Annotated in this window: 12 protein-coding genes; 8 read left to right on the top strand and 4 right to left on the bottom strand. The window is 62.9% G+C overall.

The window, feature by feature from the left end; translation table 11 throughout:
- Window positions 1-78: 78 nt before the first annotated feature.
- From ACMFWR_RS16840 to ACMFWR_RS16830, 3 genes are all read left to right on the top strand, one after another.
- Window positions 79-729, top strand: a complete 651-nt coding sequence (locus tag ACMFWR_RS16840) for a VTT domain-containing protein (RefSeq protein WP_413192734.1) — start codon at window positions 79-81, stop codon at window positions 727-729.
- Between the two features lie 432 nt (window positions 730-1,161).
- A complete protein-coding gene (locus ACMFWR_RS16835) occupies window positions 1,162-2,163 on the top strand; it encodes a DedA family protein/thiosulfate sulfurtransferase GlpE (RefSeq protein WP_413194938.1) in 1,002 nt (333 codons plus the stop codon).
- A 313-nt stretch (window positions 2,164-2,476) separates the two neighbouring features.
- Window positions 2,477-4,297: an FAD-dependent oxidoreductase gene (locus tag ACMFWR_RS16830; protein ID WP_413192733.1), complete on the top strand. Its 1,821-nt coding sequence runs from the start codon at window positions 2,477-2,479 to the stop codon at window positions 4,295-4,297.
- A 134-nt stretch (window positions 4,298-4,431) separates the two neighbouring features.
- Here the strand turns inward: ACMFWR_RS16830 and ACMFWR_RS16825 are convergent, their stop codons facing one another.
- Together ACMFWR_RS16825 and tsaE are read right to left on the bottom strand one after the other, a co-directional pair.
- Window positions 4,432-6,093, bottom strand: a complete 1,662-nt coding sequence (locus tag ACMFWR_RS16825; protein ID WP_413192732.1) for an N-acetylmuramoyl-L-alanine amidase — start codon at window positions 6,091-6,093, stop codon at window positions 4,432-4,434.
- A complete protein-coding gene (tsaE, locus tag ACMFWR_RS16820; RefSeq protein WP_413192731.1) occupies window positions 6,087-6,665 on the bottom strand; it encodes a tRNA (adenosine(37)-N6)-threonylcarbamoyltransferase complex ATPase subunit type 1 TsaE in 579 nt (192 codons plus the stop codon). Before tsaE ends, ACMFWR_RS16825 begins: the two co-directional genes overlap by 7 nt.
- Window positions 6,666-6,904: 239 nt before the next feature.
- Here tsaE and queG point away from each other — a divergent pair, with 239 nt between their 5' ends.
- The 4 genes from queG (at window position 6,905) to plsY (ending at window position 10,561) form a co-directional block, all read left to right on the top strand.
- A complete protein-coding gene (queG, locus tag ACMFWR_RS16815; protein WP_413194937.1) occupies window positions 6,905-8,224 on the top strand; it encodes a tRNA epoxyqueuosine(34) reductase QueG in 1,320 nt (439 codons plus the stop codon).
- Window positions 8,225-8,277: 53 nt separating this feature from the next.
- Complete coding sequence (gene xerD, locus ACMFWR_RS16810; RefSeq protein WP_413194936.1) at window positions 8,278-9,297, top strand: site-specific tyrosine recombinase XerD; 1,020 nt, start codon at window positions 8,278-8,280, stop codon at window positions 9,295-9,297.
- 42 nt (window positions 9,298-9,339) lie between these two features.
- Window positions 9,340-9,831, top strand: coding sequence for a Cys-tRNA(Pro) deacylase (gene ybaK, locus ACMFWR_RS16805; RefSeq protein ID WP_413192730.1), 492 nt, complete (start codon window positions 9,340-9,342; stop codon window positions 9,829-9,831).
- Between the two features lie 118 nt (window positions 9,832-9,949).
- Complete coding sequence (plsY, locus tag ACMFWR_RS16800) at window positions 9,950-10,561, top strand: glycerol-3-phosphate 1-O-acyltransferase PlsY (protein ID WP_413192729.1); 612 nt, start codon at window positions 9,950-9,952, stop codon at window positions 10,559-10,561.
- 67 nt (window positions 10,562-10,628) lie between these two features.
- Here plsY and ACMFWR_RS16795 read toward each other — a convergent pair whose 3' ends face one another.
- Window positions 10,629-11,114, bottom strand: a complete 486-nt coding sequence (locus tag ACMFWR_RS16795; protein WP_413192728.1) for a YajQ family cyclic di-GMP-binding protein — start codon at window positions 11,112-11,114, stop codon at window positions 10,629-10,631.
- A 108-nt stretch (window positions 11,115-11,222) separates the two neighbouring features.
- On the opposite strand from ACMFWR_RS16795, the gene murB reads away from it, so the two are divergent.
- Complete coding sequence (murB, locus tag ACMFWR_RS16790; RefSeq protein WP_413192727.1) at window positions 11,223-12,254, top strand: UDP-N-acetylmuramate dehydrogenase; 1,032 nt, start codon at window positions 11,223-11,225, stop codon at window positions 12,252-12,254.
- A 191-nt stretch (window positions 12,255-12,445) separates the two neighbouring features.
- Here the strand turns inward: murB and ACMFWR_RS16785 are convergent, their stop codons facing one another.
- Window positions 12,446-13,672 (bottom strand): argininosuccinate synthase, encoded by a 1,227-nt coding sequence (locus ACMFWR_RS16785; RefSeq protein ID WP_413192726.1) that lies wholly within the window; start codon window positions 13,670-13,672, stop codon window positions 12,446-12,448.
- Window positions 13,673-13,867 lie beyond the last annotated feature (195 nt).

The following is a 13,867-nucleotide window of genomic DNA, read 5'->3' as shown; positions in this document are numbered from 1 at the left end:
CTCGGAGCGGCCAGACCGTTCCGGTATCATCTTGCGACGCTCAACTCGATCAACGATTCGATCAACGGGAATTCGATTTTGGACACGCTTTTGCAATTCGCGGGATATGTGCTGCATATCGACAAGTTTTTCGGCACGTTTATCGCGCAGTACGGTGCCTGGATTTACCTCGTGCTGTTTGCGATTGTGTTTTGCGAAACAGGCCTCGTTGTTCTGCCATTCTTGCCGGGCGATACGTTGCTTTTCGTTGGCGGCGCATTCTGCGTTTCGCATGCGCTGAGCCTGCCTCTGCTGATTGCATTGCTGATCATTGCGGCAGTGCTGGGTAATACGATTAACTTCCATATCGGCCGATATATCGGACCGAAGGTCTACGAAAAGGATTGGCGTTTTATCGATCAGAAGGCGCTGCGCAAAACGCACGATTTCTACGAGCGCCACGGTGGCAAGACGATCGTGCTGGCGCGCTTCGTTCCGGTGGTACGGACTTTCGCGCCGTTCGTCGCGGGTGTCGGCCAGATGAGCATCGCCAAATTCCAGATCTTCAATATTCTGGGCGCCGCCCTCTGGGTGTTGCTGCTCGTATTCGGCGGCTATTTCTTCGGCAATCTGCCTTTTGTGCGCCAGTACCTGAATGTGATCGTGCTGGTTGGCGTCGCCGCGGCGGCAGTGCCGGTGGCCGCCGGTGCGCTGTACAAACTTGTCCGCGGGCGCTCGACGCAATCCTGACCGTCGAATGTGACTCCCACGGCTCGCCGCGCGATGATCAGAAAAGTGGCGCCGCGGACTTGTAAAACAGCCCGGCCGTCCTCATGTGGGGTGACATTCACCGATTGCGGCAGTGACGCATCATGCGCGCCGGATGCGCAAATAAAGCGGCATTCACGCTGATTTCACATTGCGCAGGTGAAATTTTTACGCCATCGCCGGGCGGCCATGCAGTCGTTTCGGCCGAGGCTCGTTCAGCGGGCTGAAATGCCCCTTGCGAGCCGCGATAATGACACCATAATAGTTTGATTGACGTTGTTTCCGACCCCCGCCACGGTTATCCGATCGTGCGAGGAGCGGGATACCACGTTCCTGCAAGTGGCTTTACCGGGCGAAGCCGCGCAGATATCAGACGGCCATTCGCACCCGGTCCTCGCGGAGAGTTCTCGAATGTTGCTGCATGACCTGCTGGCGCAGTATGGCCCGCTTATCGTGTTTGCCAGCGTATTTCTGTCGGCCATCGGCTTGCCGGTGCCGGCTTTGCCCACGCTCATCCTGTTCGGCGCCATGGCGATGATGCATCCGGGCCCGGTGTGGCAGCAGCTGCTGCCGACGCTTGCCATGTCGGTCTGTGCAAGCGTGCTCGGTGATACGGTCTGGTTTCTCGCGGGGCGGGTGTATGGCGGCAAGACCCTGCAGACGATTTGCCGGGTCTCGTTGTCGCGCGACACATGCGTGAAGAAGACGGAGCGGTTTTTCGGCCGTTGGGGTGTGCGCATTCTCGCCGTGTCGAAGTTCATCCCAGGGTTGTCGCTGGTGTCGATTCCGCTCGCCGGGGCGATGGGCGTGCCGCTCACGATGTTCCTCCGTTACGACGCGATCGGCGGCGCGCTGTGGGCTGGCGTCGGCTTGCTCGTCGGTGTGGCGTTCGCGCCGCAAATCGACATGATCTTTGTGGGCATGAGCCGTCTTGGCAAGGACGCGGCGCTCGTGATCGGCGTGTTGGTGGTCGCTTACATCGCCTACCGCTGGTGGCGTCGTCATTCGCTGATGCAGACGCTGTCCGACGCGCGGATGTCGGTCGAGGAGCTGTACAAGCTCATGAAGATCGACGCGACGACGGACACAAAGCCTGTGATCTTCGATATTCGTTCGAACGAAAAGCGTCAGCTCGATCCGTATCAGATCCCGGGTTCGGTGTTCGCGGATGAGCGCGACCTCGACGAGATCGCGTCGACGTATGACCGGACTCGCAAGCTGGTGATCTATTGCTCGTGCCCGAACGAAGTGTCGGCCGCGTGGATGGCGAAAAAGCTCAACGAAATGGGCTTTTCGGACGTGATCCCGCTGCGCGGCGGCCTCGATGCGTGGCGCGACGCAGGCTGGCAGGTCGCGCCGATCGTCGAGGAAGCCGCCAACGACGCGGAAATCGGCGTGGCTGTGAAGGCAGTCTGACGGTCTGACCGCCTGCCCGACGCTATCGGATCCAACGAAACGGAATGCGCGCCCGGCTCACACCGGGCGCTTCAGGGCGATCCAGTCGTCTGGCGCCCTTTGATTCGTGGCCCGTTCCGTCGAGACCCTGTTCGCGGTCTCCTCGAGCGGAGGCCTTCTTTGGGGTAGTGCCCCAATTCTTACGTCCACCTGTCTGCAGGTAGGACAACACGCTTCTGACGTGATGCAATGTCACGTATGGGTATCGCGCGCGACGCACAGTCAGACCGCGTGATCGAGAACGAATTTCCGCAGTGTTTTCTCAGGAATGGCGATGACTTCGAATTCGAATGGTGATTCCCTGCTTCCCCAAAATGATGACGAGCAGGATGCGGCAGCGACCGGTGATGCCGGCGCCACCGCGTCCGCACCGCTCGAGGCCGCACCCGCCGAAGCGCCGTATTCGTCGTTGAATACGCGGATGCATCAGATGTTTCCGAAGCTCAGCGAGGCCAATATCGAGCGGATGCGTCAGTTCGGCGACATCGTCTGCTTCAAGGAAGGCACGCAGCTCGTGAAGGTCGGATCGCCCGCTCACGGCATGTATGTGGTGCTCGAGGGCGCAATACGGATCGTGCGGCGCGATGCCATGGGGCATAACGAATCGATGGGCGACAAGGGGCCCGGTCATTTTGTCGCCGAGGTCGCGTCGATTTCCGGCGGCCCGGCGCTCGTCGACGGGTTTGCCGCGACCGATTGCGAAGTGATTTCGATCTCGCCTGAACGCCTGCGCGCACTGCTCGTGGCCGACGCGGAGCTCGGCGAAATCATCATGCGCGCCCTGATTCTGCGTCGCGTGTCGCTGATCCAGCATGGCGCGGGCGGACCGGTGCTGATCGGTACCGGCCATGAGGCCGAACTCAATTCGCTGCAGGGCTTCCTCCGGCGTAACAACCATCCGCACACGGTGGTCGACGTCAAGACGGATCCCGACGCGGCCGCGCTGGTCGAGCGTGTCGCGGCGAAGGCGGAGGATTTCCCGCTCGTCATTTGCCCGGACGGCACGGTGCTGCGCAATCCCGACGAAGGCCAGCTCGCGACCTGCCTGGGTTGGCTGCCCGACTTCGACGAGTCGCACGTCTATGACGTGGCGATCGTCGGCGCAGGGCCGGCAGGGCTGGCCTCGGCGGTATACGCCGCGTCGGAGGGCTTGTCCGTTGCCGTCTTCGATTGCCGTGCACCAGGTGGGCAAGCGGGCACGAGCGCGCGCATCGAAAACTATCTCGGCTTCCCGACGGGCATCTCGGGTCAGGCGCTCGCCGGTCGTGCATTCGTACAAGCGCAAAAGTTCGGCGCGCATATCGCCATTCCGGCCGAGATCGTCTCGCTCGATTGCAGCTGCTCGGCGGCGACGCACTATCAGCTCGGCATCACGCTCAAGAGCGGCCAGCACGTAAACACACGCGCGCTGGTCGTCGCGTCGGGTGCGGTCTACAAGCGTCCGCCGATCGACAAGCTCGCGTGCTACGAGGGTCGAGGCGTCTACTACTGGGCATCGCCGGTCGAAGCCAAGCTGTGCAAGCACGAGGAAGTCGTGCTCGTCGGCGGCGGCAATTCGGCGGGGCAGGCAGCCGTCTACCTGGCTTCGCACGTCAAGCATCTGCACCTGTTTATCCGGGGCACGAGCCTTGACGCCAGCATGTCGCGTTATCTGATCGACCGCCTGGCGTCGTTGCCGAACGTCACGCTGCATCCGTGCACGCAGGTCTCGGCGCTCGAGGGCGACAATCGCGGCCTGTCGCGCATCAAGTACCGCAGTGCGTCGATGCCTGCCGAACAGACGATGGATGTCCGGTTTCTGTTCCTGTTTATCGGCGCCGATCCGAACACCGACTGGCTCAGCGACTGCGGCGTCGCGCTCGACAAGCATGGGTTTGTGTTGACCGGTGTCGCGGCGCGCCCGGGCAGCGAGATTCCGCCGCTCACGCTCGAGACGAGCGTCGACGGCGTGTTTGCGATCGGCGATGTGCGCTCGGGCTCGACCAAGCGCATCGCATCGGGCGTCGGCGAGGGTGCCGCGGTCGTCGCACAGATTCACGGCTTCCTGGCCAAGCAAGGGCAGGTCGCACCGACGACAGCGCAAGTGGTGGTGTAGGCGACCGGCGTCACCTTCCGATGAGGACGCGCGGTCGTATCGGCCGCGCGTGAATCAATCCCATGCGTGAGGCGGAAACGCTTGCACGCGCCGCGGAAGTGCCTGACTTCCGAGTTGCGCTCAGCGCCGCGCCGTCACGCCATGCGATTCTTGGCGAGCGGCGGGTTGGCCGCGAAATACCGTTTGATCCCGCGAAGAATCGCATCGGCCATCTGGTCGCGATACGCGTCGTTCTTGAGCTTCGTTTCTTCTTCGGGATTGCTGATAAACGCGGTCTCGACCAGGATCGACGGGATGTCCGGCGCTTTGAGCACGGCAAAGCCGGCTTGTTCGACCGAGCCCTTGTGAAGCTTGTTGATATCGCCAATCTCGTCGAGCACGAAGCTGCCGTAGCGCATGCTGTCGCGTATTTGCGCGGTGGTCGACATATCGAGCAGCGCGCGCGAAACGGTCTCGTCCTGGCTCTTGATATTGATCCCGCCGATCAGGTCCGACGCGTTTTCCTTGTCGGCCATCCATTTCGCCGCGGTACTCGACGCGCCGTGGTCGGACAACGCGAACACGGACGAACCGCGCGCTTCGGGCGTCGTGAACGCGTCCGCATGAATCGACACGAACAGGTCGGCCTCGACGCGTCGCGCCTTCTGCACACGCACGTTGAGCGGCACGAAGAAGTCGTCATCGCGCGTCATCATTGCCCGCATGTTCGGCTGCGACTCGATCTTCGCGCGCAGACGCTTGCCGATATCCAGAGCCACATGCTTTTCGTAGGTGCCGGACCCGCCGATCGCACCCGGGTCTTCGCCGCCGTGGCCCGGATCGATCGCGACGGTGAGCAGCCGCACGGTCTTTGAGCCCTTCTTGGGCGGCGCGGCCGGCAGCAGGCCGTCGTTGTCGGTATCGCCGTCCGCCTGCGCCATCGGAGAGGGTGGCGTCGGCGCCTTGACGAGCGGGGGCGTGACGGGCGGCTTGCCGCCCTTGGTCCCACCCGTACCGGCCGTGGTTCCCGCGAGCGGTGCGCTCGCGTTGTTCTTTGCGTTCGGCGCCGATTCGCCGTTCGCGTATTTCTGGAAAAACGCGTCGCTGTCGTCGTTCGACGAGGGGCCGGTATGGAACGGCGACGCGGCAAGCGTCCCGGCGTTCGTGCCCGACGTGGAACCGCCGGCGACTGTGTCGCCGGGCGCGCGCAGCGCGGGTTGCCTCGACGCAGGCGGCCGCGGCACGCCGTTGTTGGCGACCTGCGCCTGTGCCTGCGCCTGCTGCTCGGCGAAGTTCTGTTCCTTGTTCTCGGTGCGCGCGAGCAGCTCCATCAGCGGATCGGGCGGCACCGCGGGGTAGAGGTCGAACACGAGACGGTAGCGATATGAACCGGCCGGCGGCAGCGCGAACACCTGCGGCTTGGCAGCGTCCTTGAGGTCGAGCACGAGCCGTACGACATGCGGCGCAAACTGCCCCACGCGCACCGACTGGATCTGCGGATCGTTCGGTGTGATCTTCGACACGAGATCGCGCAGCGCCTGATCCAGATCGAGACCGTTGAGATCGACCACGACGCGATCGGGGTTCTGCAACAGGCGCGACGAGTAATCGAGCGGCTGATCGGACTCGATCGTCACGCGCGTATAGTCGCGAGCTGGCCAGACACGCACACCGAGCACGGAGCTCGCGAAGGCGAGCCGCGGGCCGACGAGGGCGAGCGCGAGCGTCGACACGCCCGCGCGCAGCATCTGCCGGCGTTTGCGATTCGGTGAGGCGGTCGCGGCCGCTTCGAGCGAACAGAACGGTTTGATCAGCATCGTGCGAGACAATCCTTGCCACGCGCGCTGTACGCGTTGGCGGTCAGTACCCGGCCTTCACCGGCGAGGTCGATGTTCAACGAAAGGTCGGGCACGCCAATCAGCGAGCCGGCCTTTTGCGGCCATTCGACGAGGCACAGTGCGTGACCGTCAAAATATTCGCGAAAACCCGCTTCGTTCCATTCGGCGGGATCGGAGAAACGGTAAAGATCGAAGTGATAGACCTCGTAGACGCGCGGCCCGGCGTTTTCGTTGACAGCCGGAGTGTCTTCAGACTGACTTTCGATTCGGCTTTCGATCCCGGTTTCAATCCGATAAGGTTCGACGAGCGTGTAAGTCGGACTGCGTACGCGACCTGTGTGTCCCAGTGCGCGCAAGGTCGCGCGTACGAGGGTGGTCTTCCCGGCGCCAAGGTCGCCGAGCAAATGAATGTGCAGGCCTTCGCCCGTGGCGCGCAGCGCTAACGCAAGGCGCGCGCCGAATGCGATGCTCGCCGCTTCGTCGGGTAACGCAAAGGTGCGTTCACTCAGCGGTGTGGCGGACTCGGCGGATACGGCGGGGGCTACGGGCATTGCGTAAAATAATCAGGATGAATCCAGTCAACGCCGCGCGAACGCCTCACCCCTCCGCCGTCAACACGACGCATGCGGAACATGTGTCGCTCGATGCCGATGCGCTGGCCTCGTTGGCGGCGCGCATCCGGCAGTGGGGGCGCGAACTCGGCTTCGACGCAGTCGGTATCAGCGACACCGATCTGTCCGAGGCCGAACAGGCGCTGCAAGCATGGCTCGCAGCGGGCTTCCACGGCGAGATGGATTATATGGCCAAACATGGCCTCAAACGCGCCAGGCCCGCCGAGCTTGTTCCAGGCACGCTGCGCGTCATCAGCTTGCGGATGGCTTACCTGCCCGCAATTTTGCCCGGTCTCGATGACGACACGACTGCACGCGAAGCGGCGCGACAGGACGATGTGCAGCTGTCGGACGACGCGCCTGACCGTGTATCCGGGACGGATACGAACCGGTCGACATCGCGCGCGGCGCCGTCTTCTCACGGAACCGTCGAGGAAAGCGACGCTCGCGCCGGGGCGAGTTCTGAGCGCGAAAAGCCCCGTCCGGACTGGCGTGCGGCGCAATTCGCGCGCTATGACCAGCCGGGCGAGGCGGTTGTTTCCGTCTACGCACGCGGCCGCGATTATCACAAAGTGTTGCGAAACCGGTTGCAGAAGCTCGCGGAGCGCATTCAGGCCGAGATCGGTCCGTTTGGTTATCGCGTTTTTACCGACTCGGCGCCCGTGCTCGAAGTCGCGCTCGCGGTGAAGGCGCGAATCGGTTGGCGCGGCAAGCACACACTGTTGCTCGAACGCGACGCCGGTTCGTTCTTTTTTCTCGGCGAAATCTTCGTCGACCTGCCTTTGCCGGCGGACGCCGATCCCATGGCGGCAACCGCGGACCGCGACGCGCTACCGGGCCTGACTGACACATCGCTTCCCGAGCGCGCGGTCTTCCCGGTTTCCGAAACCGAGCGCCCGCCGAGCGATGCAGCGCGCGATACGCCGCAAGCAGTCGCCGTCTCGACACCGTCGCGAAATGATGAGGCCGCGTCGACGTCACGGCGTCCGACGGGTCACTGCGGATCATGCACGCGATGCATCGACGTGTGTCCGACCGGTGCGATTGTCGCCCCCTACAAGGTCGATGCGCGCCGCTGCATCTCATATCTGACGATCGAGTTGGCGGGCAGCATTCCCGAGCCGCTGCGTCCGCTGATCGGCAATCGCATTTACGGCTGTGACGATTGTCAGCTGATTTGTCCGTGGAACAAATTCGCGCTGCCCTCGCAGGTCGACGATTTCGATGCGCGGAACAACCTCGATCGCGCGACACTGCTTGAACTCTGGGAGTGGACGGCGCACGAATTCGAAGACAGACTGGCAGGCACGGCGATTCGACGCATTGGCTACGAACGCTGGGTGCGCAACCTGGCGGTCGGTCTTGGCAATGCGTTGCGTGCGACGAGCGATGACGCGCAGCGAAGCGGGTACATCGAAGCGTTGCAGCGACGGGCGGACGATCCGTCGCCGCTGATTCGTGAACACGTCGAATGGGCTTTGCAGCAAACGACACAATGAGTCAAACGACGACCGATAACGCGGTGAACGACAGCGCAGCGAACGACGGTGCGATGAACGACACGGCAGCTCACGCCAGCAAGACGATCGCGCCGGCAGCATCACCCGCAGGCAAGACACCGGGACGCCGCGGCCGGCAGTCCAACGTCGTCGTGGACCAGGACGCGCCGTTTCCCGCCTCGCATGCACAAAGCCTCTATGCCATCGATGCGTTCTGCGATGCGCTGTGGCTCGAACAAGGACTTTCGCGCAACACCCTCGATGCCTATCGGCGCGACTTGCGTCTCTTCGCCGACTGGCTCGCACGGCGCAATGCGCGCACGCTCGCGCAAACCGAGAGCGATGACCTGATCGCCTATGCGGGCGCGAGAAAACTCGATAAGGCGAGTTCGGCCAACCGGCGCTTGTCGGTGTTCCGGCGTTTCTTTGCGTGGGCACTGCGCGAGCATCAGGTCACGGTCGATCCGACGCTTCGACTGCTGACGGCGAAGCAACCGATGCGCATGCCGTCGACGCTGACCGAAGCGCAGGTCGAGGCGCTGCTCGATGCCCCCGATGTCGAAGCGCCGCTCGGCCTTCGCGATCGCACGATGCTCGAGCTGATGTACGCGAGCGGCCTGCGCGTTTCGGAACTCGTGAATCTCAAAACCGTCGAGATCGGCCTCAACGAAGGTGTCGTACGAGCGATGGGCAAGGGGCTCAAGGAGCGGCTCGTGCCGTTCGGCGAGCAGGCGCACGAGTGGCTGTCGCGCTACCTGCGCGAGGCGCGCGGCGAGATTCTCGGGGCCCGCACAACTGACGCGATGTTCGTGACCGCGCGCGGTGAGGCGATGACGCGCCAGCAGTTCTGGAATCTGGTCAAACGCTATGCCGTCGAGGCGGGTATTGCCGCACGCCTGACGCCGCACACGCTGCGACACGCTTTCGCAACGCATTTGCTCAATCACGGCGCCGACTTGCGCGTCGTGCAGATGCTGCTCGGGCACGCCGACATTTCGACGACGCAGATCTACACGCACGTCGCGCGCGAGCGATTGAAGACACTTCACGCGACCCACCATCCGCGCGGCTGAGACCGTGCGCAAGACGTTGACACCAAGCACGCACACTGAACGATGAGCAAGACCAAGCACGTTTCCGAAACGCCGGCCACGCAATGGCTACGAAAGCACAAGATTCCGTTTGGCGAACATCCGTACGAGTACGTCGAACATGGCGGCACGGCTGAATCCGCGAAGCAGCTCGGCGTCGAGGAGCATGTCGTCGTCAAGACGCTGATCATGGAAGACGAACACGCCAAGCCGCTCGTCGTGCTGATGCATGGTGACCGTACGGTGTCGACCAAGAACCTCGCGCGTCAGATCGGCGTCAAGCGCGTCGAGCCGTGCAAGCCGGAAGTCGCCAACCGCCATTCCGGTTATCTCGTCGGCGGCACGTCGCCGTTCGGCACGCGCAAGGCGATGCCCGTGTATGTCGAATCGAGCATTCTCGAACTCGACCAGATTTACCTGAATGGCGGCAAGCGCGGCTATCTCGTGAGCATCGCGCCTTCGGTGCTGACGACGTTGCTCGAAGCGAAGCCCGTCGAGTGCGCGAGCGTCGATTGAGTCGATCTGTCGATCGATGACGGGTTCCTCGCAGTGCCGCCGGGTCCATACTTGCCCCTAGCGCCGCGCTGCGCCAGCTTCGCTACAATTGCGGCCGTTCTCCCACTCGGATTCATCAATGCTGAACCTGCTGATCGCCATCGTCCTCGCCTATCTCATCGGCTCGATTCCGTTTGCTGTCGTCGTGAGCAAGGCCATGCGGCTCGACGATCCGCGTACTTACGGCTCGGGCAACCCCGGCGCGACGAACGTGCTGCGCAGCGGCAACAAGCTCGCCGCCATCCTCACGCTGCTTGGCGACGCATTCAAAGGCTGGATCGTGGTGTGGCTCGCGATGACGTACAGCGACCGGCTCGATCTGGGCGAGGAAGCCATCGCACTGTGTGCGATCGCCGTGTTTCTGGGCCATATCTTCCCGGTGTTCCTCAAATTCAAGGGTGGGAAGGGGGTGGCGACCGCTGCGGGTGTGCTGCTCGCGCTGAGCTGGATTCTCGGCCTCGCGACGCTCGCGACCTGGCTCATCATCGCGTTCTTTTTCCGCTATTCGTCGCTCGCTGCGCTCGTGGCCGCGATATTTGCGCCGCTCTACGAGTTCTTCATGTACGGCCCCGGCCCGATTTCGGTCGCCGTCGTCGTCATGTCGATCCTGCTGATCTGGCGGCACGCGCCGAATATCGCCAAGCTCATGGCCGGCAAGGAAAGCCGGATCGGCGACAAGAAGAAGTCGTAGACGAGGGGAATCTGATCCGGGCCGGTCGGTTGAACGAGTGGCCCGGAGGTGCCGGCTCTGCCGCGGCTTAGTCGCGGAAGTTGTTGAAATCGAGCGGCGTGTCCGTGATTTCCTTCTTGAGCAGCGCGATCGTCGACTGCAGATCGTCGCGCTTGGTGCCGGTCACGCGGACCGCATCGCCCTGGATGCTGCCCTGAACCTTGATCTTGCTGTCCTTGATCGTCTTGACGATCTTCTTGGCGAGATCGCCGCTGACGCCCTTCTTGATCTTGATGACCTGCTTGATCTTGTCGCCGCCGATCTTCTCGACCTTACCGTAGTCGAGAAAGCGCACGTCGACGTTGCGCTTGGCCATCTTTGAGGTCAGGACATCCTTGACCTGATCGAGCTTGAAATCGTCATCGGCATAAGCCGTGAGTTCAAGCTCCTTCTGCTCGATGCGGGCATCGGAGCCCTTGAAGTCGAAGCGCGTCGAGATTTCCTTGTTGGATTGCTCGACCGCGTTCTTCACTTCGATCATATTGGCTTCACTGACGACGTCGAACGATGGCATGGCGTTTTCTCCGGGGTCTCGAGGCCCCTCGCTATAATCACGGGTCGCCGACATTTTACCGGCGTGGCCTGCTTTTCCAAGCCCTTCCAGCCCCGCCGCGTCTCATCCATGGTCAGTTTGTTCTCCGATTACGCACTGCGCGAACACAATACGTTCGGTTTCGACGTCCGCACACGGTATGCCTGCCAGATTGCCGGCGAGGCCGATATCGGGGAAGCGCTCGAGCAACAACGCTCTGACCCGGCGCTCGCGGGTCTTCCAAGACTGGTGCTCGGTGGTGGCAGCAATGTCGTGCTGACGCGCGACTTTCCGGGCATCGTCTGGCTGATGACCCTCAAGGGGCGACGCATTGTCGACGAGACCGCGCAAGACTGGCTCGTCGAAGCGGCCGCGGGTGAAAACTGGCATGACTTCGTTGCCTGGTGCCTCGATCAAGGCTGCAACGGGCTCGAAAACCTCGCCTTGATTCCGGGCACGGTCGGCGCCGCGCCGATCCAGAACATTGGCGCCTACGGCCTCGAGATGGCCGAGTATTTCGATTCGCTGCGCGCCTACGATCTGGCGAACGGCCATATCGTCGAATTCGATTGCGCGGATTGCGCGTTCGGTTATCGCGACAGTGTCTTCAAGCAGGCCGCGCGCGACCGCTATCTGATCGTCTCCGTGCGGTTCCGGATGCCCAAGGCATGGCGGCCCCGTGCGGCTTACGCGGACATCGCGCGTGAGCTCGCGGCGTCGGGCGTGAATGAGCCTTCGGCGCGCGACATCTTCGATGCTGTGGTTCGCGTGCGGCGTGCCAAGCTGCCCGATCCGGCGAGCCTGGGCAATGCCGGCAGTTTCTTCAAAAACCCCGTCGTCGGCGCCTCGCAGTTTGCCGAACTGGTCGCCAGGGTTCCCGATGTGGTGTCCTACGAGCAGCCCGACGGTTCGCGCAAGCTCGCCGCGGCCTGGCTGATCGACCAGTGCGGGTGGAAGGGGCGTGCGGTGGCCGATGCGGCCGTCCACGATCGTCAGGCGCTGGTGCTCGTGAATCGCGGGCGGGCGACCGGCGCCGATGTGCTCGCCCTGTCGCAGGCGATCCGCGACGACGTGTTCAACCGGTTTGGGGTGACGCTCGAGCCGGAACCTGTCGTCGTGTAGGCGCGACGGACCAGAGATTCGAGATCGGGCGAATGCCCCTGTCGCTGAGTAAGCGCCGCGACCTTGCGTGCACGCGTGGGCGGGGCGATCGCCCGGTTCTTCACCGAGTCGAATGAATAAAAAAAGCCGCCCGAGGGGCGGCTTTATCATTGCCAGCGCATGACCGCACTGGCCGTCGTCACTTGCGAGGCTTACGAGCGCTTGCGACGCGCGTTTTCGGCAATACGCATACGCAGCGCGTTGAGCTTGATGAAGCCGCCGGCGTCGGCCTGGTTGTAGGCGCCGCCGTCGTCGTCGAACGTCGCGATCGTCTTGTCGAACAGCGTGTTGTCCGAGTCACGCGACACGACGGAAACGCTGCCCTTGTAGAGCTTCACGCGAACCCAGCCGTTGACGTTCTGTTGCGTATGGTCGACCAGGACCTGGATTGCCTTGCGCTCCGGCGCCCACCAGTAGCCGTTGTAAATCAACGAGGCGTAGCGGGCGAGCAGATCGTCCTTGAGGTGGGCGACTTCGCGATCGAGCGTGATCGACTCGATACCGCGGTGGGCCTTGAGCATGATCGTGCCGCCCGGCGTTTCATAGCAGCCGCGCGACTTCATGCCGACATAGCGGTTTTCGACGAGGTCGAGACGGCCAATGCCGTGCTTGCCGCCGAGGCGGTTGAGTTCGGTCAGCATCTCGGCCGGCGACAGGCGCTTGCCGTTGAGCGTGACCGGATCGCCGTTTTCGTAGCCGATGTCCACGTATTCGGGTGCGTCCGGCGCCTTTTCAGGCGACACCGTCCAGCGCCACATATCTTCCTCGGCTTCCGCCTTCGGATCTTCGAGGTGGCGGCCTTCGAACGAAATATGCAGCAGGTTCGCGTCCATCGAATACGGGGCGCCGCCTTGCTTGTGCTTCATTTCGATCGGAATACCCGCCTTTTCGGCGTACGCCAGCAGCTTTTCACGCGAGAGCAGGTCCCATTCGCGCCACGGCGCGATGACCTTGATACCCGGTTCGAGGCCGTAGTAGCCGAGTTCGAAGCGGACCTGGTCGTTACCCTTGCCGGTTGCACCGTGCGAGACGGCTTGCGCGCCGGTCTTGCGTGCGATTTCGATCTGGCGCTTGGCGATCAGCGGACGGGCGATCGACGTGCCGAGCAGGTATTCGCCTTCGTAGATCGCATTGGCGCGGAACATCGGGAACACGAAGTCGCGCACGAACTCTTCGCGCAGATCGTCGATATAGATGTTCTCAGGCTTGATGCCGAGCTTGACGGCCTTGGCGCGCGCGGGCTCGAGCTCTTCGCCCTGGCCGATGTCGGCCGTGAACGTGACGACTTCGGCGTCGTAGTTGTCCTGCAGCCACTTAAGGATGACCGAGGTGTCGAGGCCGCCCGAATAGGCCAGCACTACTTTCTTGATTTCGCTCATGGTGAACTCGTGACGGATTCGCGACGGGGGGAAGAGGCCGCGAAGCCGGTTATTGTGACATTAAAGCGGTGACATCAAAGCAGAATGCCTAAAAAGCAGGCAGCAACCCTGAGGTTGCCGCCGGGGAATGAAGCTGGCGCGGTCGGCGACGGCGAGGTGCGATCGTGCCGTGACTGCGCACGGATCCCGACGATT

The sequence above is a fragment of the Pararobbsia alpina genome (assembly GCF_965118125.1).
Taxonomy (GTDB): Bacteria; Pseudomonadota; Gammaproteobacteria; order Burkholderiales; family Burkholderiaceae; genus Pararobbsia; species Pararobbsia alpina_A.
Note: the sequence above shows the minus strand (reverse complement) of the source record. Positions and strands in the feature narration are given on the sequence as shown.